This window comes from Brevundimonas mediterranea (assembly GCF_014196125.1).
Classification (GTDB): Bacteria; Pseudomonadota; Alphaproteobacteria; order Caulobacterales; family Caulobacteraceae; genus Brevundimonas; species Brevundimonas mediterranea.
Map to the genome: position 1 here is coordinate 1,024,286 of NZ_JACIDA010000001.1, position 21,889 is coordinate 1,046,174.

At 66.9% G+C, this 21,889-nt stretch carries 22 protein-coding genes; 10 read left to right on the forward strand and 12 right to left on the reverse strand.

All coding sequences use genetic code 11. The features are described 5' to 3' along the window. The first annotated feature begins 4 nt into the window (after nucleotides 1–4). Nucleotides 5–370 carry a VOC family protein gene (locus tag GGR11_RS05190; protein ID WP_183195693.1) on the forward strand — a complete coding sequence of 122 codons (366 nt, stop codon included), beginning with the start codon at nucleotides 5–7 and terminating at the stop codon, nucleotides 368–370. Here the strand turns inward: GGR11_RS05190 and rnd are convergent. Beyond that, nucleotides 367–1,518 carry a ribonuclease D gene (rnd, locus tag GGR11_RS05195; RefSeq protein WP_183195694.1) on the reverse strand — a complete coding sequence of 384 codons (1,152 nt, stop codon included), beginning with the start codon at nucleotides 1,516–1,518 and terminating at the stop codon, nucleotides 367–369. The two genes, GGR11_RS05190 and rnd, sit on opposite strands and share 4 nt — an antisense overlap. Before the next feature lie 79 nt (nucleotides 1,519–1,597). Between rnd and purM the strand changes: the two genes are divergently transcribed. Further along, complete coding sequence (purM, locus tag GGR11_RS05200) at nucleotides 1,598–2,635, forward strand: phosphoribosylformylglycinamidine cyclo-ligase (RefSeq protein ID WP_183195695.1); 1,038 nt, start codon at nucleotides 1,598–1,600, stop codon at nucleotides 2,633–2,635. 68 nt (nucleotides 2,636–2,703) lie between these two features. Here purM and GGR11_RS05205 read toward each other — a convergent pair whose 3' ends face one another. Then, nucleotides 2,704–4,308 carry a S10 family peptidase gene (locus tag GGR11_RS05205; RefSeq protein ID WP_183195696.1) on the reverse strand — a complete coding sequence of 535 codons (1,605 nt, stop codon included), beginning with the start codon at nucleotides 4,306–4,308 and terminating at the stop codon, nucleotides 2,704–2,706. A gap of 144 nt (nucleotides 4,309–4,452) precedes the next feature. Here GGR11_RS05205 and purN point away from each other — a divergent pair, with 144 nt between their 5' ends. Next, on the forward strand, nucleotides 4,453–5,055 hold the full coding sequence (gene purN / locus GGR11_RS05210) for a phosphoribosylglycinamide formyltransferase (protein WP_246331565.1): 603 nt from the start codon (nucleotides 4,453–4,455) through the stop codon (nucleotides 5,053–5,055). Between the two features lie 19 nt (nucleotides 5,056–5,074). On the opposite strand, the gene GGR11_RS05215 is transcribed toward purN, so the two are convergent. Next, nucleotides 5,075–5,740 carry a TetR/AcrR family transcriptional regulator gene (locus GGR11_RS05215; RefSeq protein ID WP_183195697.1) on the reverse strand — a complete coding sequence of 222 codons (666 nt, stop codon included), beginning with the start codon at nucleotides 5,738–5,740 and terminating at the stop codon, nucleotides 5,075–5,077. 135 nt (nucleotides 5,741–5,875) lie between these two features. Here GGR11_RS05215 and GGR11_RS05220 point away from each other — a divergent pair, with 135 nt between their 5' ends. Continuing rightward, nucleotides 5,876–6,685, forward strand: coding sequence for an SDR family oxidoreductase (locus GGR11_RS05220; RefSeq protein ID WP_183195698.1), 810 nt, complete (start codon nucleotides 5,876–5,878; stop codon nucleotides 6,683–6,685). Between the two features lie 127 nt (nucleotides 6,686–6,812). Beyond that, nucleotides 6,813–8,864, forward strand: a complete 2,052-nt coding sequence (locus GGR11_RS05225; protein WP_183195699.1) for a M13 family metallopeptidase — start codon at nucleotides 6,813–6,815, stop codon at nucleotides 8,862–8,864. Between the two features lie 76 nt (nucleotides 8,865–8,940). On the opposite strand, the gene GGR11_RS05230 is transcribed toward GGR11_RS05225, so the two are convergent. From GGR11_RS05230 to GGR11_RS05245, 4 genes are all read right to left on the reverse strand, one after another. Continuing rightward, complete coding sequence (locus GGR11_RS05230; RefSeq protein WP_054766136.1) at nucleotides 8,941–9,141, reverse strand: hypothetical protein; 201 nt, start codon at nucleotides 9,139–9,141, stop codon at nucleotides 8,941–8,943. Between the two features lie 123 nt (nucleotides 9,142–9,264). Then, nucleotides 9,265–9,684 (reverse strand): nucleoside-diphosphate kinase, encoded by a 420-nt coding sequence (gene ndk, locus GGR11_RS05235; RefSeq protein ID WP_183195700.1) that lies wholly within the window; start codon nucleotides 9,682–9,684, stop codon nucleotides 9,265–9,267. 77 nt (nucleotides 9,685–9,761) lie between these two features. Further along, nucleotides 9,762–10,217 (reverse strand): type II toxin-antitoxin system VapC family toxin, encoded by a 456-nt coding sequence (locus GGR11_RS05240; protein WP_221205094.1) that lies wholly within the window; start codon nucleotides 10,215–10,217, stop codon nucleotides 9,762–9,764. A gap of 32 nt (nucleotides 10,218–10,249) precedes the next feature. Beyond that, complete coding sequence (locus GGR11_RS05245) at nucleotides 10,250–10,540, reverse strand: type II toxin-antitoxin system Phd/YefM family antitoxin (protein ID WP_183195701.1); 291 nt, start codon at nucleotides 10,538–10,540, stop codon at nucleotides 10,250–10,252. Between the two features lie 47 nt (nucleotides 10,541–10,587). Here GGR11_RS05245 and GGR11_RS05250 point away from each other — a divergent pair, with 47 nt between their 5' ends. Beyond that, nucleotides 10,588–12,477, forward strand: a complete 1,890-nt coding sequence (locus GGR11_RS05250; RefSeq protein WP_183195702.1) for an ABC-F family ATP-binding cassette domain-containing protein — start codon at nucleotides 10,588–10,590, stop codon at nucleotides 12,475–12,477. Continuing rightward, on the forward strand, nucleotides 12,477–12,719 hold the full coding sequence (locus GGR11_RS05255) for a DUF2164 domain-containing protein (RefSeq protein WP_183195703.1): 243 nt from the start codon (nucleotides 12,477–12,479) through the stop codon (nucleotides 12,717–12,719). Before GGR11_RS05250 ends, GGR11_RS05255 begins: the two co-directional genes overlap by 1 nt. A 36-nt stretch (nucleotides 12,720–12,755) precedes the next feature. Here the strand turns inward: GGR11_RS05255 and GGR11_RS05260 are convergent, their stop codons facing one another. Beyond that, nucleotides 12,756–13,457, reverse strand: coding sequence for an AIM24 family protein (locus GGR11_RS05260; RefSeq protein WP_183195704.1), 702 nt, complete (start codon nucleotides 13,455–13,457; stop codon nucleotides 12,756–12,758). Nucleotides 13,458–13,585: 128 nt separating this feature from the next. Here GGR11_RS05260 and GGR11_RS05265 point away from each other — a divergent pair, with 128 nt between their 5' ends. Together GGR11_RS05265 and GGR11_RS05270 are read left to right on the forward strand one after the other, a co-directional pair. Continuing rightward, complete coding sequence (locus GGR11_RS05265; protein WP_183195705.1) at nucleotides 13,586–14,386, forward strand: DUF4198 domain-containing protein; 801 nt, start codon at nucleotides 13,586–13,588, stop codon at nucleotides 14,384–14,386. Nucleotides 14,387–14,553: 167 nt separating this feature from the next. Next, nucleotides 14,554–15,912 carry a PAS domain S-box protein gene (locus GGR11_RS05270; protein WP_183195706.1) on the forward strand — a complete coding sequence of 453 codons (1,359 nt, stop codon included), beginning with the start codon at nucleotides 14,554–14,556 and terminating at the stop codon, nucleotides 15,910–15,912. 217 nt (nucleotides 15,913–16,129) lie between these two features. Here GGR11_RS05270 and GGR11_RS05275 read toward each other — a convergent pair whose 3' ends face one another. The 3 genes from GGR11_RS05275 to GGR11_RS05285 form a co-directional block, all read right to left on the reverse strand. After that, the gene (locus GGR11_RS05275) at nucleotides 16,130–16,414 is read right to left on the reverse strand and encodes a hypothetical protein (RefSeq protein WP_183195707.1); all 285 of its coding nucleotides are present in this window, start codon (nucleotides 16,412–16,414) and stop codon (nucleotides 16,130–16,132) included. A 158-nt stretch (nucleotides 16,415–16,572) separates the two neighbouring features. Then, entirely contained in the window at nucleotides 16,573–19,062 is a 2,490-nt protein-coding gene (locus tag GGR11_RS05280) for a glycoside hydrolase family 3 protein (RefSeq protein ID WP_183195708.1), read from the reverse strand. A 238-nt stretch (nucleotides 19,063–19,300) separates the two neighbouring features. Further along, complete coding sequence (locus tag GGR11_RS05285; protein ID WP_183195709.1) at nucleotides 19,301–20,665, reverse strand: alpha/beta hydrolase family protein; 1,365 nt, start codon at nucleotides 20,663–20,665, stop codon at nucleotides 19,301–19,303. Between GGR11_RS05285 and GGR11_RS05290 the strand changes: the two genes are divergently transcribed. Beyond that, nucleotides 20,664–21,548 carry a LytTR family DNA-binding domain-containing protein gene (locus GGR11_RS05290; protein WP_246331567.1) on the forward strand — a complete coding sequence of 295 codons (885 nt, stop codon included), beginning with the start codon at nucleotides 20,664–20,666 and terminating at the stop codon, nucleotides 21,546–21,548. The genes GGR11_RS05285 and GGR11_RS05290 overlap by 2 nt on opposite strands. A 67-nt stretch (nucleotides 21,549–21,615) precedes the next feature. Here GGR11_RS05290 and GGR11_RS05295 read toward each other — a convergent pair whose 3' ends face one another. Beyond that, a complete protein-coding gene (locus GGR11_RS05295; protein ID WP_008261149.1) occupies nucleotides 21,616–21,825 on the reverse strand; it encodes a DUF3126 family protein in 210 nt (69 codons plus the stop codon). Between the last annotated feature and the right edge of the window lie 64 nt (nucleotides 21,826–21,889).

Sequence of the window (21,889 nt, forward strand, 5' to 3'; positions counted from 1 at the left end):
ACTCATGCCCGTAACCGGAATCGGCGGCTTCTTCTTTCGCGCCCAGGATCCGCAGGCGCTTTCGGCCTGGTATCTGACCCATCTGGGCGTCGGCGCACCTGAGGGCCAGTTCCTGTGGGACCAGCAGGCGGGTCCAACCGTATTCTCCCCGTTCAAGGAGACGACCGACTATTTCGCCGAAGACAGGCGCTGGATGCTGAACCTGCGCGTCGAAGGCTTGGACGCCCTGCTCGCCTCCCTAAAAGCCGCCGGCCTGGAGGTCGTCACCAAGGAAGACTGGGACGCCAGCCCCGAGGTCGGACGCTTCGCCCGCATCCACGACCCTGAGGGCAATCCCATCGAACTATGGGAGCCGCCGGCCGGCGGCTAGCCCTCGATCTCGACGACCTCGACCCGCGATCCGCTCAGCACCAAGGCGATCTCGCCGCGCTTCAGCTTCAGCGCGTCCTCGCCGAAGATCTGACGCCGCCAGCCCTTCAGCGCATCCACATCGGCGTTGTCGCTGACGGCGATCTTCTCCAGATCGGCCACGGTGGCGATCAGCTTGGACGCCACCCCGGCGTTGTCGCTCTTGGCCTTCAGCAGCACCTTCAGCAGTTCCACCACCGAAGGCGGCGCCGGCTGACGGTGCGCCGGACGCTCCATGTCAGGGGCATGGGATTCGGGATCGGCCAGGACGCGCTTCAGCTCCTCGGCCAGTTCCAGGCCCAGGCGAGACCCGCCGAACCCCTTGGGCACCGAGCGCAGGCGGTTGAAGGCCTCGGGGTCGGTCGGGGTCTGTTGCGCGACCTCGTCGATGCCTTCGTCCTTCAGGATTCGGCCGCGCGGCTGGTCGCGTTCCTGGGCCGCACGCTCACGCCAGACGGCCACGGCCTTGAAGGCAGCCAGATATTTGGCCGAGAACTTCTTGGGCTTCAGCCGCTTCCAGGCGTTCTCGGGATTGGTGTCGTACAGGGCCGGATCGACCTGGCTCTCCATCTCCGACATCACCCAGTCGAGCCGCCCCTCCTTCTGCAGCCGGTCGCGCAGCTTGGGATACAGGGCCGCCAGATGGGTCACGTCGCCCAGGGCATAGACCAGTTGGCTGTCCGACAGCGGGCGTCGCGCCCAGTCGGTGAAGCGGCTGCCCTTGTCCAGTTCGACGCGCAGCATCTGCCGCACCAGCGAATCATAGGCGACCTGTTCGCCGAATCCGGCCGCCATGGCCGCGACCTGGGTGTCGAACATCGGCTTGGGCATGGCGCCCAGACGCACGAAGATTTCGACGTCCTGTCGACAGGCGTGGAACACCTTGATGATGTTGGGATCGCGCAACAGGTCCAGGAAGGGCTCCAGGTCCAGGCCTTCCGCCATGGGATCGATGATCCCGGCGTGATCGGCGGAAGCGGCCTGGATCAGGCACAGCCTGGGCCAGTAGGTCGTCTCCCGCATGAACTCGGTGTCGACCGTGATGAACGGGGCGGTGGCGAGGCGGGCGCAAAAATCGGCCAGCGCCTCATTGGTGGTGATCGGCGTCATTCCGATGCTATAGCCCCCCGCAACCCACCTGTGGCAAGAGCCGCGCTGCATTTCCGCCCCGATTCCAGGCCCGAACACCATGAGCGACACCCAAAAGCCTCTCGAAAACGGCCTGACCTACGCCGATGCGGGCGTGGACATCGACGCAGGCGAGATGCTGGTCGAACACATCAAGCCCCTGGCCAAGTCCACGGCGCGTCCCGGTTCGGAGCCCTCGCTGGGTGGATTCGGCGCCCTGTTCGACCTCAAGGCCGCCGGCTTCGAAGACCCCCTGATCGTCACCACCACCGACGGCGTGGGCACCAAGCTGAAAATCGCTATCGAGACCGGCCGTCATGACGGCGTCGGAATCGACCTGGTCGCCATGTGCGTCAACGACCTGCTGGCCCAGGGCGCGGAGCCCCTGCTGTTCCTCGACTATTACGCCACCGGCCGGCTCGAGATCGACGCCGCCCGCCGCGTCGTCGCCGGCATCGCCGAGGGCTGCCGCCAGGCCGGCTGTGCTCTGGTCGGCGGCGAGACCGCTGAAATGCCGGGCATGTACACCGACGGCGACTATGACCTGGCCGGCTTCAGCCTGGGCGCGGTCGAACGCGGCCACGCCCTGCCCTACCTGGATCGCCAGGCGGCCGGCGACATCATCATCGGCCTGGGTTCCACCGGCCCGCACTCGAACGGCTATTCGCTGGTGCGCAAGGTGGTCGAGAAGTCCGGCCTGGCCTGGGGCGACGACGCCCCCTTCGCCAAGGACCGCTCCCTGGCCCAGGCCCTGATGGAGCCGACCCGCATCTATGTGAAGCCGGTCCTGCCCCTGATGAAGGCCGGCCTGGTCAAGGGCGCGGCCCATATCACCGGCGGCGGCCTGATCGAAAACCCGCCGCGTTGTATCGCCGAAGGGCTGAAGGCTTCGTTCGACTGGAACAGTTGGCCCATGCCCCACGTATTCCAGTGGCTGGCCGAAACCGGCGGCATCAGCGACCACGAGATGCGCCGCACCTTCAACTGCGGCGTCGGCTTCATGCTGATCGTCTCGCCGGAGAATGCCGAGCCGGTGCTGGCCGCCCTGCTGAACGCGGGCGAGGTCGCCTTCGTCTGCGGACAGCTGGAAGCGGCCTGATCCTTCGACGCGCCGATTTCGAATGAAACAGGGGCCGGAGGCGGCGACGCCCCCGGCCCTCTTGCGTATCAGCGCGCCCCGCCGTTCGCCGTTTCGCCGTAGAAGCGCGACAGGTCGGCGTGCAGTTTCACCAAGGCGTCGTGGCTCAGGTACATCATGTGCCCGCCCTCATAATAGGTGAACTCCAGGTTCGGCCTCAGGCTGGGCTCCAGCATCATCTGGGCCAGGTCGAACTCGGTCGAGAAGAAGGGGGTGGCGGCGTCGTAATAGCCGTTCAGCGCCATCACCTTCAGATACGGATTGCGCCGCATCGCCGTGGCCAGATCGACCGCCGTATTCGGCGTCGTCTGCGGCCCACCGACCGGCGGACGGTGGTTCCAGTTCCAGTTGAAGCCCGGCAGCCCTCGCGCCGACATCCGGTATTCGACATCGGTGTCGTACTTCAGCTCATTGGCCACATAGTCGCGGAAGATGCCGAAATAGGCCCCCGTCACGGCCGAGCTGGAGGGATCGTCCTCGGGCGAATCCCCAGAGGCGTCGTCGTCCAGACCCAGATAGCGGGTGTCCAGTCGCCCGATAGTCTGGCGCCGGTCACGCAGCAGTTCCTTGCGGAAGCTGCTCAGTTCGACCCGCAGGTTGGCGTTGTCGATGAAATTGGGCGACAGGCCGGTCAGTTCGCTCATCTGACGCACGATGTCGGCACGCTCGGCGTCCGAGATCATATGCCCCTTGGCCAGGGCCGAGGCGTAGGGCCCGAGCGCAAAGTCGCGCGCCCGCTGCACCTGGTCCTCCACCGTCGCCGCCGGATGGGCCAGCTTGCGGTGATACCAGGCCGTCGCCGCATAGGTCGGCAACAGGGTCACGAAATTCTGCGGATAGCCCGGCTGGCGCACGCCGTAGTTCATGATCGAGGACAGCAGCACCACCCCGTTCAGCGACATGCCCCGGTCTTCCAACTGGAAGGCCACAGCGCCTGTGCGCAGGGTGCCGTAGGATTCGCCGATGATGTACTTCGGACTGGACCAGCGGCTGAACTTGGTCGTGTAGCGCATGATGGCGCGGGCGAAGGCGTCGGCGTCCTGATCCACGCCCCAGAAGGCCGAACCCGCTGTCTCGCCCAGCGGCCGCGAGAAGCCCGCCCCCACCATGTCGATGAAGACCAGATCCGTCTGGTCCAGCAGGGTCATGTCGTTGGGACCAAAGGCGAAGGGCGCGGGCCGCACCACCGTCGGCTCGTCGGTCTGGACCCGCATCGGCCCGAACGAGCCCATGTGCAGCCACACCGTCGGCGAACCCGGCCCGCCGTTGTACAGATAGGTCACCGGCCGCGTCCCCGCCGGCTGACCGTCCAGCGTATAGGCGGTGTAGAACAGGCTGGCGGTCGGCATGCCCGCGTCGTCGCGGATCGTCAGCGTCCCCGCCGTCGCGTGATATCGCAGCGTCTTGCCATGGGCGTTGACCGAATGGGCCGTCGTGACCTCGGCCTCCTCGACCGGCGCGCGCGCCCAGTCCTTCTCGATGGCGTCGGCGTTGGCGTTGCGGAACCGGTCCGCCGCCGAGCGCATCGCGCCGCCGCCGCTGGCGCCGCTGTTCGAGCCGCTCTCCTGAGCGAAGGACGCTGCGGGCGCGCTCAGAATCGCGGCCATGGCCGCGAGGCAGATCAGTCTCTTCATGCGATAGTCCCCTTTACCCGCCGCCCCTCAGGACCCCTCGTCGGATGGGCGGCGTTACACGGTAACGTCCGAACACGGCGGACAACAAGAGCGGATCGCGTTTGATCCTTGCCAAGCGTCGCCCGCCCCGCCATGGGGGCGGCCATGTCGTCCCAAGCCGTTTCTCCCGTCCGCGTCGCCGTCCTGATCTCCGGGACCGGCTCCAACATGGCCGCCCTGATCGACGCCGGTCAGGCCGCCGACAGCGGCTATGAGGTCGCCCTGGTTCTGTCCAACATCGAAGACGCGGGCGGTCTGGCCATCGCCTCGGCCAAGGGCGTCGCGACCGCCTCCATCCCCCACAAGCCGTTCGGCAAGGACCGCGAGGCCCATGAGCGGGCGGTTGACGAGGCCCTGCGCGCGGCCGGCGTCGAGGTGGTCGCCCTTGCCGGCTATATGAGGATCCTGACGCCCTGGCTGGTGCGCGCATGGGACGGCCTGATGCTGAACATCCACCCCAGCCTGCTGCCCCTCTATCCCGGCCTCGACACCCACGCTCGCGCCATCGCCGCCGGCGACGCCGAGGCCGGCTGCACCGTTCATCTGGTCACCGAAGGCGTGGACGAAGGTCCGATCCTGGACCAGGCCCGCGTGCCGATCCTGGGCGACGACACGCCCGCCGCCCTGGCCGAGCGGGTGAAGACGGCGGAACATGGGTTGTATCCGCAGGTGCTGACGAGCTTCTGCAAGGGTTTGGCGCGGGCCTGAACCGCTCCATGCTGCGCCGTCAGGCCCGGTCCGAAGGCGCATAATCCGGCGTCAGGTACCGGGTCAGCATCAGGGCGGTTTCCTCGATAAGCCGCGCGCGTTTGTCGGTCGTCAGGGCGCAGGCCTGAACCACCAGGGCATGCGCCGCCTCGACCACTGTGGTGGCGTGCCACTCGCGGTCCTGGGGCAGGACATGCCGTGCGCGGAGCGCCAGCAAGCGATCGACGACGACCCGGGTGTGATCGAGCAATGCGATGCTTTCCGGACTGCTGGAGCCGCGCACGGCCCGATAGACGTGCTGATAGGCGGGATGGGCCTGATGAAAGTCCGTCAGCGCATGCAGGACCCATTCGACCGCCTGACGCAGGGGCCAAACCGCAATGCCCGCCTGCTCCTGACGGCTCAGAATCTGTTCGGTCTCGTGCACATAGCGCATCGCCAGCATCTCGATGATCGCGCGCTTGTGGGGGAAGAAGCGATAGAGCACCCCGACCGAGGTGCTGGCCCGCGCAGCGATCATATTGGTCGTGGCGTTGTCCACGCCCATTTCGCCGATCACTTCGGCGGCGGCGTCGAGGATCTGCTCAACCCGCCGGCGGCCGCGATCCTGGACCGGCGACCGCCGCGCAGACCCGCTTTCGGTCGGCCCGGAACCGTCCTGAGCATCCGTCGGATTGGCGGCCATGGATCTCCCTGTGACTTGGACTTCGCTCGGCCTCATTCGGCGGCGACGGACCGAAGGGCTTCCCCAGCTACCAGCCTTGTCAAATGAGAGCAAATACTCCAGTTCTTGAAACCTGCGGAACACGGAGGGACTCTCATGAGCAGGATTGGCGGCAAGACGGTTCTGATCACCGGCGGGGCGTCCGGGATCGGCGCGCTGATGGCGCGGAGGTTCGTCGCTGAGGGCGCCGCGCATCTGGTTCTCTGGGATATCCAGGCGGAGGCCATGGAGCGACTGGCCCCCGACTTGGCCGGGGGCGGCGTCGCCGTGTCGACCTATCTGGTCGATCTGGCCGACCCCGAACGTATCCGCGCTACGGTTCAAGAGATGAACGAGGCCGGGATCAAGGTGGACATACTGGTGAACAACGCCGGCGTGGTGACCGGTCGGCCCTTCGTCGCCCACAGCCCCGACGACATCGCGCGAACCATGGATGTGAACGCGCTGGCGCCGATGTATGTGGCGCACGCCGTCCTGCCCGGCATGATCGCCCGCGGCGGCGGCCATATCGTCAACATCGCCTCCGCAGCCGGCCTAGTTTCCAATCCCAAAATGTCGGTCTACTGCGCCAGTAAATGGGCCGTGATCGGCTGGTCCGATTCCCTGCGGATCGAAATGGAGCAAGAGGCGACCGGCGTGAAGGTCACGACCGTCATGCCCTATTACATCGACACCGGCATGTTCCAGGGCGTGCGTTCGCCCGTTATCCCCATCCTCAGACCCGACAAGGTCGTCGATCGGATCGTCGCTGCGATCAAGACGAACAGGATCGTTCTGCGACTGCCGTGGATCGTGAACCTTTTGCCCTTGGTCCGCGGTCTTCTGCCGGTACGATGGTTCGACCTGGTCGGCGGGCGCTGGCTGGGCGTCTATCATTCGATGGACGACTTCCAGGGAAGGCGATGAGGTTCAGGCGTGGGCCGCTGACCGCATCCACCAGGAACCGCCCCTCGCCGGATTACGAAAACTTCATGCGACAGGCCGCCGCACCGGCGCAAAGGTGCGGCCGACAAAAATCGGGACCCTATCCTTCATGAATCGTATTCGCCTTATGGCCGCCTGCTCGGCCTGTATCGTCGTCGCCCTGACCGGCGGCGCCTCGGCCCAGGACCACTCGCACGGCGCGCACGGCGCCCCCGCCCCCTTCGGCGCCTGGGGCTTTGACCTCGCCGGCCGCGACACCAGCGTCAAGCCGGGCGACGACTTCAACGAGTACGCCAACGGAACCTATCTCCGCACCACAGAGATCCCCGCCGACAAGGCCCGGTTCGGTCCCTTCGACGTCCTCTATGAGAACGCCCAGTCCCAGCTGAAGTCGATCATCGAGGCCAGCGCCGCCAATCCGGTCAACGCCAACGCCCAGAAGGTCGGCGCCCTCTACGCTAGCTTCATGGACGAGGCCCGCGTCGAACAGCTGGGCGCTGCGCCCATGGCCGCCGACCTCGCCGCCGTGAAGGCGATTACCGACCACGCCGCCATGGCCCGCCTGATGGGCGCCAGCCATTCGGGCTTCGGCGGTTCGCTGTTCGGCGTCGCCGTGTTCGAGGACCTGCAGAACCCGAACATCAACTCGGCCTATCTGGCCCAGGGCGGCCTCGGCCTACCCGACCGCGACTATTATCTGAAGCCGGACTTCGCGGCACAGCGCGAGGCCTATCTGGCCTATCTGACCCAGACGCTCACCGCCATCGGCTGGACCAACCCGGCCCAGAGCGCCGCCGACATCCTGGCCTTCGAGACCAAGGTCGCCGAGAAACACTGGACCACGGTCGAGCGTCGCCAGATCGACAAGCTTTACAACCCGACCAAGGTCGCTGACCTGGCGACCTTCGCCCCAGGCTTCGACTGGACGGCCTTCCTCGACGGCGCCCAGGTCGGGAACCTCGACACCCTGGTCCTGATGGAGAACACGGCCTTCCCGGGCATCGCCCAGGTCTTCGCCGAGACCCCGATCGAGACCCTGAAGGCGTGGGAGGCGACCCAGATCGTCGATCAGGCCAGCCCCTATCTGTCCAAGGCCTTCGTCGACGCCCGCTTCGAGTTCCGCGGCAAGACCCTGCGCGGCCAACCCGAGAACCGTCCGCGCTGGAACCGGGGCGTGGCCCTGGTCGACGGCCAGCTGGGCGAGGTCCTGGCTCAGGAATATGTCCGCCTGCACTTCCCCGCCTCGTCCAAGGCCCAGATGGAGACCCTGGTCGACAACATCCGCGCGGCCATGACAGAACGTCTGAAGACACTGGACTGGATGAGCGAGGCGACCCGCGAACAGGCCCTCTACAAGATGTCGAAGTTCGGGGTGAAGATCGGCTATCCGGACAAGTGGCGGTCCTATGACGGGCTGGAGCTGACCGCCGGCGACCTGTACGGCAATGTCGAACGCTCCAGCGCCTTCGAATGGGCCTGGCAGCGCGGCAAGATCGGCAAGCCCGTCGATCCGCTGGAATGGGGCATGACGCCCCAGACGGTGAACGCCTATTACAACCCGCCGCGCAATGAGATCGTCTTCCCGGCCGCCATCCTTCAGGCGCCCTTCTTCGATCCGAACGCGGACCCGGCCGTCAACTACGGCGGCATCGGCGCGGTCATCGGCCATGAGATCACCCACGGCTTCGACGACCAGGGCCGCAAGTCCGACGGCGACGGCGTGCTGCGCGACTGGTGGACGCCGGAGGACGCCGCCCGCTTCGAGGCGCGCGCCAAGGTGCTGGGCGACATCTATAATTCGCTGGAACCCCTGCCCGGTGTCCACGTCAACGGCGACCTGACCATGGGCGAGAATATCGCCGATCTGGGCGGCCTGCTGCTGGCGCTCGACGCCTACCACAAGTCGCTGAACGGCCAGCCGGCCCCGGTGATCGACGGCCTTTCGGGCGACCAGCGCGTCTTCCTGGGCTGGGCCCAGGTCTGGCGCGAGAAGTCGCGCGAGGCGGCGCTGAAAGAACAGCTGACCACCGATCCGCATTCGCCCGGTTCGGTCCGCGCCGCCACCTCGCCGCGCAACATCGACGCCTGGTACGCCGCCTTCGGCGTCTCGCCCGATCAGAAGGCGTACATCGCCCCCGAGGCCCGCGCCCGCATCTGGTAAGCGGTCGCAAAGTTCGAACGAAAAAGGCCCGGAGCATCGCTCCGGGCCTTTCTTGTTCAGCGCGGGGCTGAAGCTCTTACTTCGGCGTGGTCGCCGCGCCGGCGACGGCGCCGATGGCGGCGCCCGCCACGGTCGAGCCGGTGTTGCCGCCGACCACCTGTCCGGCGACGGCGCCGCCCAGGGCGCCGGTGGCGGCGCGTTGTTCCATGGTCTGGCCACAGGCGGCCAGCAGGGCCACGGCGCCGATGACGGGGGTCAGTTTCAGGATGGTCTTCATGGGTCTGCTCCGGGAGGGGGACGATACGAGACTGACCCAACGAAAAGGCCCGCGTCCGGTTCCGGACGCGGGCCTTTATACTGACGCTACGCTCGGGACGCGGTCCCTCGCGGCTTGAGCGTCTTAGCCGACGATCTGGTCGTCGGTGAAGAACTGGGCGATCTCGATCTTGGCGTTGTCCTGGCTGTCCGAACCGTGGACCGAGTTTTCGCCGATCGACAGGGCGAACAGCTTGCGGATCGTGCCTTCGGCGGCCTGTTCCGGGTTGGTGGCGCCCATGATTTCACGATAGGCGGCGACGGCGTTCTCGCCTTCCAGCACCTGCACCACCACCGGCTCGGCGGTCATCTGCTCGACCAGTTCGCCGTAGAACGGGCGTTCGGCGTGGACTTCGTAGAACTTCTTGGCCTGGTCGGTCGACAGCTTGACGCGACGCTGGGCCACGATGCGCAGGCCGGTGCCTTCGATCACGGCGTTGATCGCGCCGGTCAGGTTGCGGCGGGTCGCGTCGGGCTTGATGATCGAGAAGGTGCGTTCGGTCATGGGAGTTGACTTCTTGTTAGGGAGAATAAGGTCGCGGGCTTATAGCGACGCCCCGCCCCCGCGCCAAGCCCGTCTTATCAGCAGGCGATGGCGTGCACGTGACCAGCAGCGGCATAGTCCAGAATGGCGCGGTCGCGGGTGACGAGCGGCACATTCAGTTCGCGCGCTATGGCGATCATCAGCCGATCAGCCGGATCGCCATGGATCGGCTCCGGCAGGTTCCAAGCCGCAAACGCGATCTGATGGTTCATCGGAGCGATCCGAACCCCCGGCGCGCTGAGGACATTGTCGAACCATCTCGCGGCGTCGGGTTGAAACAATCGCCCTGTCGGGCTTTGCCGATTGCGCGCCAGCAGTCCGATCTCCCATGCGGAGACCACAGACACGAGGATTCCGTCTTCCGCCTGCGCGGCCTGTATTGCGGCCCGCGCCTCCGAGCCCAGGTCGCGATCCAGTTGCGCCCGAATGATCGCATTGGTGTCCAACAGAATTGCAGCAGCTTGGGCCTGCCCCACCTTGGACAGAGCCCCCAACCCTCGCCCGACGGCCTTTGTCGGCCTCAAGCTCAACGCAGACCGCTCATCGGATCACAGACGCCATCCACTTCGGGGTCATAGATGGGACCATCGATGTCGAGATCGTCCGGCAGATTGACGCTTCCAGCCTGCCAGCCGATGAAGTCGCCTCTATCCGCTGGCGCAGCAGAACCCGCCACCACCGCCACCTCCTTGCCGCGTTTGGTGATGCGAACCCGGCGGATCTCGCCCGAGTTCACGCGATCCAGCAGGTCCAGGCACTTGGCCTTGAACTCCGTGGCCGTTATGACGACCTCGCCGCTTACAAGATCATACGTCATGACTGGTCATATAGAGATGACCGGTCAGAAAGTCCATTGCGCCTCCCATGCTCCAGATCACCGACCTGACCTTCAACGCCTGGGGCCGCAAATTCCTTGTGGACGCCTCCGTCAGCCTGCCGCCCGGCGCCAAGGTTGGACTGGTCGGCCGCAACGGCATCGGCAAGTCCACCCTGTTCAAACTGATCCTCGGCGAGCTTCACGCCGCCGGCGACGAAATCAGCCTGCCCAAGACCGCCCGCATCGGCTCGGTCGATCAGGAACACCCGGCCACCCCCGTCAGCGTCATCGACACCATCCTTGAGGCCGACGTGGAACGCCACACCCTGCTGGGTCGGCTCGAGACCGCCGAACCCGAGGAAATGGGCGAGATATGGTCCCGCCTGATCGAGATCGACGCCGACGCCGCCCCTGCGCGGGCCGCCGAAATCCTAGTCGGCCTGGGCTTCGACCAGGAGAACCAGGCTAGGCCAATGTCTGAGTTCTCGGGCGGCTGGCGCATGCGCGTCGCCCTGGCCGCCGCCCTGTTCGCCGAGCCGGACATGCTGCTGCTCGACGAACCGACCAACTACCTCGACCTCGAAGGCGCCCTCTGGCTCGAGGCGCGGCTGAAGAAATACCCGCACACCGCCCTGATCATCTCCCACGACCGCGAGATGCTGAACGAGGTCTGCACCCATATCCTGCACCTCGCGAACCACACCCTGACCCTCTACACAGGCAACTACGACGCCTTCGAAAAGGCCCGCGCCGAGAAGGCCCGGCTGCAGCTGTCGGCCAAGGCCAAGCAGGACGCCGAACGCGCCCACCTCCAGGCCTTCGTCGACCGGTTCAAGGCCAAGGCGTCAAAGGCCGCCCAGGCCCAGTCGCGGATGAAGCGGCTGGAGAAGATGCAGCCGGTGGCCACCACCATCGAGGAGCGGGTCGCCCCCTTCACCCTGCCCTCGCCGCCGCGCCCCCTGGCCCCGCCGCTGATCCGGCTGGAACGGGCCAACGTCGGCTATGACGTCGGCAAGCCGATCCTGCGCAATCTGAACCTGCGGATGGACCTGGACGACCGTATCGGCCTGCTGGGCGTCAACGGCGCGGGCAAGTCCACCTTCGCCAAGATGATCGCCGGCGCCCTGGACGTGTCCGAGGGCGAACTGCACCGCGACAGGAAGATGCGCGTGGGCTGGTTCCACCAGCACCAGATCGAGGCGATGGACCCCACCGACACCCCGCTGGAGATCATCCGCCGCGCCATGCCGGACGCGCCCGAAAGCGCGCGCCGCTCCAAACTGGCCCAGTTCGGTTTGGGCTATGAAAAGCAGGAGACCACGGTCGACAGCCTGTCGGGCGGCGAGCGCGCCCGCCTGCTGCTGAACATGGTGGCGATGGACGCGCCCCACGTATTGATCCTCGACGAACCGACCAACCACCTGGACATCGACAGCCGCCGGGCCCTGCTGGACGCCCTGAACGACTATTCCGGCGCCGTCATCCTGATCACCCACGACCGCTCATTGATGGAGATGGTGGCTGACCGGCTGTGGCTGGCCGCCGACGGCACGGTCAAGCCGTTCGACGGCGACATGGACGACTACGCCAAGTTCGTTCTGGACCGCGCCAAACAGGCCATCGCCAAACCCAGCCAGATTAAGAAGGAAGAGGCCGCCGCCGCGCCGGCCGCCCAGAACAACAAGGGCAAGAAGAACGACCGCAAATCCGGCCCCTCCCCTTCGACCCTGCGTCACGCCGTCAAGAAGGCCGAAGAAACCATGGCCCGCCTGACCGCCGAGATCGCGCGCATCGACGACGACATGGCCACCGCCTCGATCAACAATCCCAAGGCGCTGGAGGGCCTGACCCGGGCCCGCGCCAAGACTCAAGCCGACCTGGACGCCGCCGAAGTCGCCTGGGTCGCAGCGGAAGAGGCGCTCGCCGAGGTGTCGTGATGAAGCCGATCAAGTTCAGTCGGGAGGAGACCGCCGCGATAGCGGCGAAGCTGCGTCCCTATTTCCGGGACGAACTGGACGTCGAACTGCGCGACCTTCAGGCCCAGATGCTGGTCGACTTTCTCAGCGCCGAGATCGGCCCCTTCTTTTACAACCGCGCCCTTTATGACGCTCAGGCCGTGCTCAAGAAAAAGGCCGACGACATTTCGGAGGCCATCGCCGGACTGGAACGCGGCGAATGAGGCGGGCGGAGCGCCCTTGCTCCGCCCCCAGCAGCGTCAGCCCCCGCTGCCGGCCTGCATATAGGTTTCCTCATAGGGCTGGACCACGACCCAGCCCTCCCCGGCGAACTTCATCTGGATGCTCTCGCCCGAGCCCCGACCCATCAGGGTCTTGAACGAGATGTCGGTGGCGATCTCAGGCGACAGGCCGCCTGACCAGGCCACGGTGGCGTTCGGATCGGTGAACACTGGCCCGGTCGCCGCGCTGACCTTGAGGATCAGCGGATCATAGTGGGAGGTGATGGCCACGATGCCGCTGCCGCTCAGCTTCACATTGAACAGGCCGCCGGACATCATCCCGGCGACCCGCTTCATCATGGTGATCTGGTTGCTGACGCCGGTCTCCAGCGCCAGCACGTCATTGCCATTGGCGAAGATGGTCTCGTCAGCGAGCCGCAGCAGGGTGATCTTCTTGCCCGTATCGGCCAGATAGACCCGCCCCTGGCCCTCCATCTTCATCAGCACCATGCCCTCGCCGCTGACCGCCTTCTTCAGCAGATTGCCGAGGCCCTGTTCCATCAGGCCCTGACGCGTGAACTTCACCTGCCCGGTTCGCGCCACCATGGTCCCGGCCTTGGCCCACACCGACCCGTTCAGCCGCACCTCCAGCAGATATTGGTTCTCCAGTTCGAAGGCGTCGGGGCTGACGTCCTTCTCCCTGTAGGCGGCGACGAACTCGGCGACGGTCTTTACGGGCATGGAAACCTCAAAAGCGGGGATGTCTGAACCGCCAGCCTGCCCGTCGAAGCGACGGTCGTGCAAGCTGAAATGAATTGCAAACGACTCTCAATCTTATTATTCCCCACCCGAAAGCGGAGGACGCCCCCATGACTCGCCCCACCATCCACGCCGGCCTGCTGGCCTCCGTCCTGGCGGTCTGGAGCGCCGGGGCGGCCCAGGCCCACTCCCCCTATCTACGGCCCAACCTTTTCGACGCCGGGCGGCGCGACCATGTTACAGTCGAGGCCAGCTTCACCGAGGATGTCTTCAACGCCGAGGTTGTCATGCGCTCCGACAGCTTCCACATCGTCGGCCCCAATGGGGCTGCGCCGATCAGCGCCGTCACCTATCTGCGCGACCTGGCGGTGTTCGAGGCGCCGACCCCGGTGGACGGCCTCTACCGCCTGTCGTCCGGCGCCCGCGCCGGCCGCGCGGCCAAGATGTACAACACTCCCTCCGGCTGGAAGATGGTCGGCGAGGAAGACACGCCGCCCCCGCCCGGCGCCGAACTGGTCGATGTCCAGAGCATCACCGTCGCCGAGGTCTATGTGGTGCGCGGCGCCCCCGACGACGCGGCCCTTAAACCCACCGGCCAGGGCCTGGAGCTCCAGCCCCTGATCCAGCCGAACCAGATCGTCGCCGGCGAAGACGCGAGCTTCCGCCTGCTGTTCGACGGCCAGCCCCTGGCCAACGCCCCCGTCACCGTCTTCCGCGAAGCCGGCCTATACGACGGCAAGAAGATCGAGACAGAAACCGTCACCGACGCCTCGGGCGTCCTGACCCTGCGCGTCTCGACCCCCGGCGCCTATATGACCCAGGTCCGCCACCGCACCGCCGCCCCCTCAGGCAGCCCCACCCCCTACCGCAGCTACACCCACACCCTGACCTTCATCGCCGACGCGGGGTGAGACGCGGGATCACCGTTGTTCGGCACTTCGATTCGCTCAGAAGAATTTACTTCACCCTCCAGATCACCGGCTTCCGACGAAAGCTTGGCCATTGCTGGTCGCATCCGCCCATTGCCACGGGTCGAGCGACTATCTACGGTCATCAGCCCGTCGGAACAGATTTGGTCATGAATAAATCTATTGGTGTGACCAGCGAGCGCCTTGGACGCATCGTCGAAGAAGCTGCGAGTGAAGTTTATATATTCGGCGCAGCCGACTTCTACTTTCGACTCGTCAACAAGGGCGCACGCGACAATCTCGGTTATAATTCCGAAGAGCTCGCCCGCCTGACACCGTGGGATCTGAAGCCGAACATCAGTCGTGCCGATTTCCTGAGCTTGATCAAACCTCTCCAATCTGGCGAGGTCGACAGACTTGACTTCGACACCCTTCACAAACGCAAGGACGGCAGCACATACAACGTGTCCGTCAAGCTTCAGCTCTTTGACGACGGCGATGACGCGGTCTTCTATGCCGCCATCAAGGATACGACGGATTATCGACGTGTTGAGGCCGCTTTGCGCGACACCGCCACCCGGCTTGATGTTATATTGAGCAACACGACCATGGCCGTCTTCCTCATGGATGAACGACAGCACTGTGTATTCATGAACAGGGCGGCGGAGAAACTCACGGGCTACGCCTTCGCGGAAACGACCGGACGCCCCCTCCACGACGTGATTCATCACACCTATCCAGACGGCTCACCCTTCCCCCTCTCGGAGTGCGCCATCGACCGCGCCTTTCCGGAACAGGCCGGGACACAGGGCGAGGAGGTTTTTGTCCATAAGGACGGCTCCTTCTACCCTGTCGCCTTCACGGCCAGCCCGATCTACGACAGGGAGGCGAAGGCCATAGGTACCGTCATCGAAGCGCGCGACATCAGTGAGGAGAAGCGCAACGAGGAGGCCCGCCAGTTGCTGATGAACGAGGTCGATCACAGGGCGCGCAATGTTCTCTCGATCATCCAGTCGCTCACGCGACTGACCCGCGCCGACGATGTCGCGACCTACAAGGACGTCCTGGCCGGGCGCATCGGCGCCCTCGCGCGCGCGCAGACCTCCCTGGCCAGTCGACGTTGGGAAGGCGGGCGGCTGGAGGATGTGGTCAGGGAAGAGCTGGAAGCCCTTTGCCCCAGGGACACCGTGGATACGCAAGGCCCCGAGATCGGTCTTTCGCCACACCAGGTCCAGCCCCTCAGCATGCTGCTCCACGAACTGGCGACCAACGCCAACAAATACGGAGCCTGCAGCAATGGAGGCGGACGTGTCTCGGTGACCTGGACGCTGAAGGAGGGTCAGGTGACGCTCCGGTGGCGCGAAACCGGCGGCCCGACGGTTGTTCCGCCGACCCGAGAAGGCTTCGGATCCTCCCTGAAGGCCAGCGTGGTCCGCCAGCTGGGCGGCGCCCTGACCCGAGAGTGGGCGCCGGACGGGCTCATCGTCGAAGTCGCCTTCCCGCTAGACCCGCTGCAAACGCCTGCCTGAGCCGAGCCTTCAGGTCGAGAGCGGAGGCCGGAGGGCCTTCCTCGACGCATACGGACAACTCTAACCCTTGTTCGCTTTCCGGAACGCACCCCAAGTCACAGTTCGACCCCTTGCGGACTTCCAGTGGAGACGGTGGTATAGGCCGGATGGCAAGGTCGGGCCACGACCGCTGCAATGGGCCCTGCGGCAGCCCCTGATCCGGCCGACCTTCTCCCTGTCAGAACTTGACGCCGGCTGCGGGCTTGGGCCGCGATGGCGGCCTTTCGGGCGCAGGACCGCTGACGCCTTGTTCGCTGATGCTCTTGGCGGCCGGCGCGGCCGGGTTGGGGTTCACCGGAGGCGCCGCAGCGGTCGCCGGAGCCGGAGCCGGAGCGGACGCCGGAGGCGTCCCTGGCCGGGCGTGCTGCGTCGGCAGCGGCACGGGACCGGGCGCCGCCTGTTCCGCCGCCGTCGCGTTGACAGCGGCGACCAGCGCAAATCCGGTGATGATCGCGAGCCTCATAATTGTCTCCCCTCTGTTGGTTGGCCAGTCAAGCCAGCGCCATGGTTCACAGCTTGCCGATGAATGCACAGTGAACGTCACCCTGACCAGACTGCCGGAAGGTTCTGCAAAGGGATCGACCGGCAAGGAGGGAGCCGTTTTCATGTCTGCTACCCCCCTCACCCCGGACAGCGCGTCTCCGTCTGGCTGGCGTCCAGCCGGATCTCAGACACTGACACCGTCATCTTGCCCGACGTCGCCATGTGGAACGGAACCTCGACCTTCGACAGATCCCCGCCGTCGGTGCGGAAACAGGTCAGGGGGATACGGGCCTCGCGCCACTGGCCGACCGGGGCCGAACGCAGCAGGCCGGTCAGGTCCACCGCCCCGCCGCCCAGCTTGAAGGCCACCGGCGCGCTCGGCGCGGCGTCCACGCGGTAGCGGAAGCCCAAGGCCACCGCGCCATTAGCCTGACGCGTCAGATCGACAGGCGTGCCCCAGATCTCGACGCTGGCGGCGCCGGTTCCGGCGAAGACGAACTGCTGGCCGCTCTCCTGGGCCAGGTCGTCGACCGGGCGCGAAGCGACGCCGCTGCGCGGGCTGGACGCCGTCTTGGCTGTGCCGGGCCGCGTCTGCCCGCCCGCGTCGTTCAGCAGCAGGCTCCACGGCGAGACGAACCGCCCGTCGACGAAGTAGCGGTCCAGATTGGTCGCCTGGGCCGATACCCCGCTGGCCTCCGACAGCATCCCCACCGTCGCCGGCGCGGCGTAGCTGAGGCCATAGCCATAGGCGAACTGCGGATCATAACCGGGCTGGCCGTGGTTCAGCGGCGTCCCAGTCGCATCCTTGGGCCAGCTGAACGACAGCTTGCCGGTAAAGTCGTTGCGCGCCTTGCCGTCGGCGCCGCCCACCAGCAGGTCGGCGATCCCGCCGCCCTCGGTCCCCGGCAGCCAGGCGGCCACGAAGGCGTCCGAGGCGTTGATCTCCGGATTGGTCCACATCGGCCGCCCCGACAGGAAGACCGAGACGGTCGGTATTCCCGCCGCCTTCAGCCGCGTCAGCGTCTCCAGCGGCGCGCTGGGCACATAGTCCAGATTGTCCACGTCGCCCTGGAACTCGGCATAGGGGGTCTCGCCGAAGACGACGATGGCCACATCCGGCTTGTCGGTGAAGCTCCCGTCCGCGCTCAGGGTCGCGCTCCCGCCGCCGGCCTTGACGGCCGCATCGATCCCGCCCCAGATGGACTGGCCCTGCGGGAAGTCGGCGTTGGAATTGCCCGTCCCCTGCCAGCTCAGCGTCCAGCCGCCCGAGGCCTGGCCGATGTCGTCGGCCGCCGTCCCCGCCACCAGGACCCTCGCCTTGGCGCGGACCGGCAGGACGCCGTCGTTCTTCAGCAGCACCAGGGACTTGCGCACCGCCTCGCGCGCCAGGGCGCGGTGCGCCGGCGAGGCCAGTTCCTCGAACCGGCCCTCCATCGGCCGCGTCGGCTCGAACAGGCCGGTCTTGGCCTTGGCGATCAGGATTCGGCGCACCGCCTCGTCCACCCGCGTCATCGGGATTTCGCCCGACTTGGCCTGGGCCAGGGTCGAGGCGTACAGCGGCTTCCAGCTGTCGGGCGCCATCAGCATGTCGATGCCCGCGTTCACCGCCAGGGCGCAGCTCTCATTGGTGCAGCCCGGCAGTTGACCATGGGCGTTCCAGTCGGACACCACGAAGCCCTTGAAGCCCAGCGGCCCGCGCAGCACGTCGGTCAGAAGGGTCGGGTTGCCCGAATGCTTGTAGCCGTTCCAGCCCGAGAAACTGGCCATGATCGACAGCACGCCGGCGTCGATGGCCTGGACATAGCCGCCCAGGTGGACGTCGATCAGCTCCTGCTCCGTGCCCCGGAAATCGCCCTGGTCCTCGCCCTCGAAGGTGCCGCCGTCGGCCAGGAAGTGTTTCGCAGATCCGGCGATATGGCCGGGCGCCAGCGGCCGGCCCGGCTGCAGCTCGCCCTGAAGCCCCAGGGTCATCGGCCCGGCGTAGGACCGCTGAACCTCCGGGTCCTCGGCATAGCCCTCATAGGACCGGCCCCAGCGGTCGTCGCGCGGCACGGCCAGGGTCGGACCGAAGGTCCATTCCGCCCCGGTCACCGCCACCTCCAGCGCCGTCGCCGCCCCGATGCGCCGGATCAGGTCCGGATCGCGCGCCGCGCCCAGGCCGATGTTGTGCGGGAAGATGGTCGCGCCGGGGACGTTGTTGTGCCCGTGCACCGCGTCGATGCCGTAGATCAGCGGGATGGTCGTGCCCCCGCGCGCTTCGTTGGCGGCGCGGAAGGCGCGGGCCAGGTCCAGCCACTTCTGCGCCGTCGCCTTGTCGTCGCCCCAAGGGCCGGAACTGCCGCCCGCCAGGATCGAGCCCAGCGGATAGGTCTTCAGATCGTCCGGCGTGATCGAGCCGATGTCGGCCTGGATCAGCTGCCCGACCTTCTCCTCCAGCGTCATCTTCGCCATCAGTTCGGTGACGAAGGCCTCGGTCCGCGCGTCGCTGATCGCCGCCGGGGTCGCCGCCTGGGGCCACAGCGCAGGACGGGCCCGCGCCGCCTCGGGAACCGCCGCCGTCTGGGCCAGGGCGGGCGCGCCGCCGCTCACGGCCAGGGCCAGAACCATCAGGGACACAGTCGTGCGCATCGGATTTCCTCGCAGGATGAACCAGGAGGCGTGCGTCTGACGGATCGGAAGACAGGCGGAGATGCGCGGCGGAACGACGACGTTCCGACCCTTCACCCCGTGCGTCTGCTCCCGAGCGATCGATCCGCCGCCCTTCGGCGCGGATTAGGGACGGGACGCGACGAACCGTCAAGCCATTTTTGAGAACGTTCTCAGGATCGCACTGCGCACGATGTCGCAGGGCCGCCGCCGACGTCTTTCACCGCCTGGGCGTCGCCAGCAGACGCCCGTCGCCATAGGCGCCGTCCAGCCGTCCCGTCCGCGCCCAATCCAGCACAGCCTGGTAGTAGCCGGGCGCATAGCCGATCGCGGTGCGCTTGCCGTCCGCCGCCGTTTCGAACCGGACGATGCCGTGGTCGGTGTCGGGATATTCCAACAGGGTGACCGGCCGCCCCTGGGCCGCCAGGTCGATCAGCCGTTGGCGCGTGGCTTCAGGCGGGGCGCCGGTGTCGTCTTCCGCCTGGATCCACAGCATGGACGCGTCCAGACGGCTCAGCACCGGCAGCGGGTCGTAGTCCCACGAGGTTCCGACATCGAGCACCGGGGCCATGGCGACGATCTGTTCGTTCGGCGTGTTCAGCAACAGGCCGGTGAACTCGCCCCGGATGTCGCCGAACCAGGGCTGGGCGCGATATTTGGTCCGAACGGCCTCGAGACCGTCGAAGCCGACCGCCCCGCGCGAGGCGATGAAGGCGCCCGTCACATCGGTGATCTCGCGCGCCTGGCCCAGCACATCGGCGCCCCACCCCTTGGCCTTCAGGTCCAGCATCACCTGGTCACTGTCCTCCGCCAGCGCGCCATAGGCCAGGCCGAAGCCGACGGTGACGAAGTCCACCGGCGTCAGGCTGGCGGCCAGCGGCGCGATCCAGCCGCCCTGGCTGGCGCCATGCAGGCCAACCCGGCCCGCCCGATCTCCAGCCAGCCGACGGGCCTCGACCACGGCTGCGGCGGCGTCCTCGGCCAGGACATGGAAGTCCTGGGTGTAACGCCCCTCCGACCCGCCTGAACCCCGTTTGGCGTAGACGAAGACGCCCACGCCCTCGGTCGGGGCGAACCGCTGGAAGGCGTTGAAGTCCAGCGCATTGGCGCCTTCCGACCCATGCACCTCGACCATGATGGGGAACGGCCCGTCGCCCGGCGGCAGGATCAGCCGCCCCTTGAGCCGCGTCCCGCCCTGCCCGACGAAAGTCGTCTCCCGCACTTCCAGAACCAGACGGCGCCCTGTCTGACCCTCAAAAGCAATCCGTCCCCCTTCGCAGGACCCAAGCTGCGGCTGCGGACCTTCGACGCGGGCGGTGAACCCCAGCGTACTGACCCATTGGCCTCGGGCGTCCAGCATCATCCTGCCCGTGGACCCGTCGAGCCGACGCCACCGCAGCCCCTCGTCCGCCAGCGGCGCGACGTCCACCCAACTGCCGTCGTCCAGCCGATAGACCCCAACATGACAGGCCACGGCCGGATCAGGCCGCGCATCGACGTCGGCTCCCGGCGCCTGGGCCAGAGCGGGAACGGCGACAGCGGAAACGACGAGGGTCAGGGCGGCGATGAGCCAGGATTGCGACATGGGTGTTCCGATCAGGGGGTGGGTTCTCGCCCAACGCCATTGCCGCACCGCCGCCGGCTCGCTAGGCCCGACTTCGCGAACGGCGCCGTGGGTGCGCGAACGGGACGGCATGGGCCACAGGGCGAAGACCATCATCGGGGCGACGACCGCGCGACGCTGGGCTGTCGACGCCCTCATGCTCGCCGCCATGGGGCTGCTGCTCGGGTTTCTCGGCCCCTTCGACTCGGACGATGCCCCCATCGCGCCCCGCTATGCCTATTGGATGACCTGTATGCTGGGCGGCGGGCTGATCGCCGTCGCGGTGGACGAGAGCCTGGGCCGGCGCCTGCCCGTCCTGTGGAGACGCGTGTTCCTCACCTCGGCGCTCGCCACCCCGCTGGTGACCCTGTTCGTCGTCGTGACCCAGCACCTGATGTTCGCAGAGCAGCGCTGGTCGATCTATCTGCCGCTGCTCTGGCAGGTCTGGCCCATCATGCTGGCGGCCATGGCGGTTCGGGCCCTGGTCTGGCGTCGGCTTCCCACGCGGGTCGAGACCCGCACCCTCGTCGTCCCGCCCCTGCCCGAGGCCGAGGCGGTCTTCCGGCGCAGACTGTCGGCCAAACGGCGCAGCGCGCGGCTGATCGCCATCGAGGCGCACGACCATTATCTGAGGGTCCATACCGATGCGGGCGCGGAGTTGATCACGTTGCGCTTCGCCGACGCGCTGGATGAATTGTCACGCGCGCACGGATGGCGCGTCCATCGCTCGTGGTGGGTGGCGGCCGATGCGGTGGAAGCGGTGCGCTGGCGGCGCGGCGCCGGCGAAATACGCCTCGTCGGCGGCCTGACGGCGCCGGTCAGCCGGACCCACGGCCCCGTGCTGAAAGAGGCGGGCTGGCTCTAGAGGCCTCCGCCCGCCGTCGTGCGTGATCGCCCGGTCTGGGCCGGACGATCACGAATGGGACGACAGCCTATTCCGGCAGGTCTTCGGCCAGGATCGCCATTTCGAACATGAACGAGCCTTCCTCGTCCTCGTCCTCGAAGACGATGCCGATGAACTCGTCGCCGACATAGACCTCGGCCGAGTCGTTCTGCTTGGGACGGGCCTTCACGATGATGCCGCCGGTGTTGAAGGTGCGCTTGAGGTGGGCCTCGATGCGCTTCAGGTCGGTGTCTTTCACGGGGGGCCTCATGGTCTTGGGTTGGCGGCGGACCCTAGAGAAGTCGGGCGTTGAGGGAAACCCG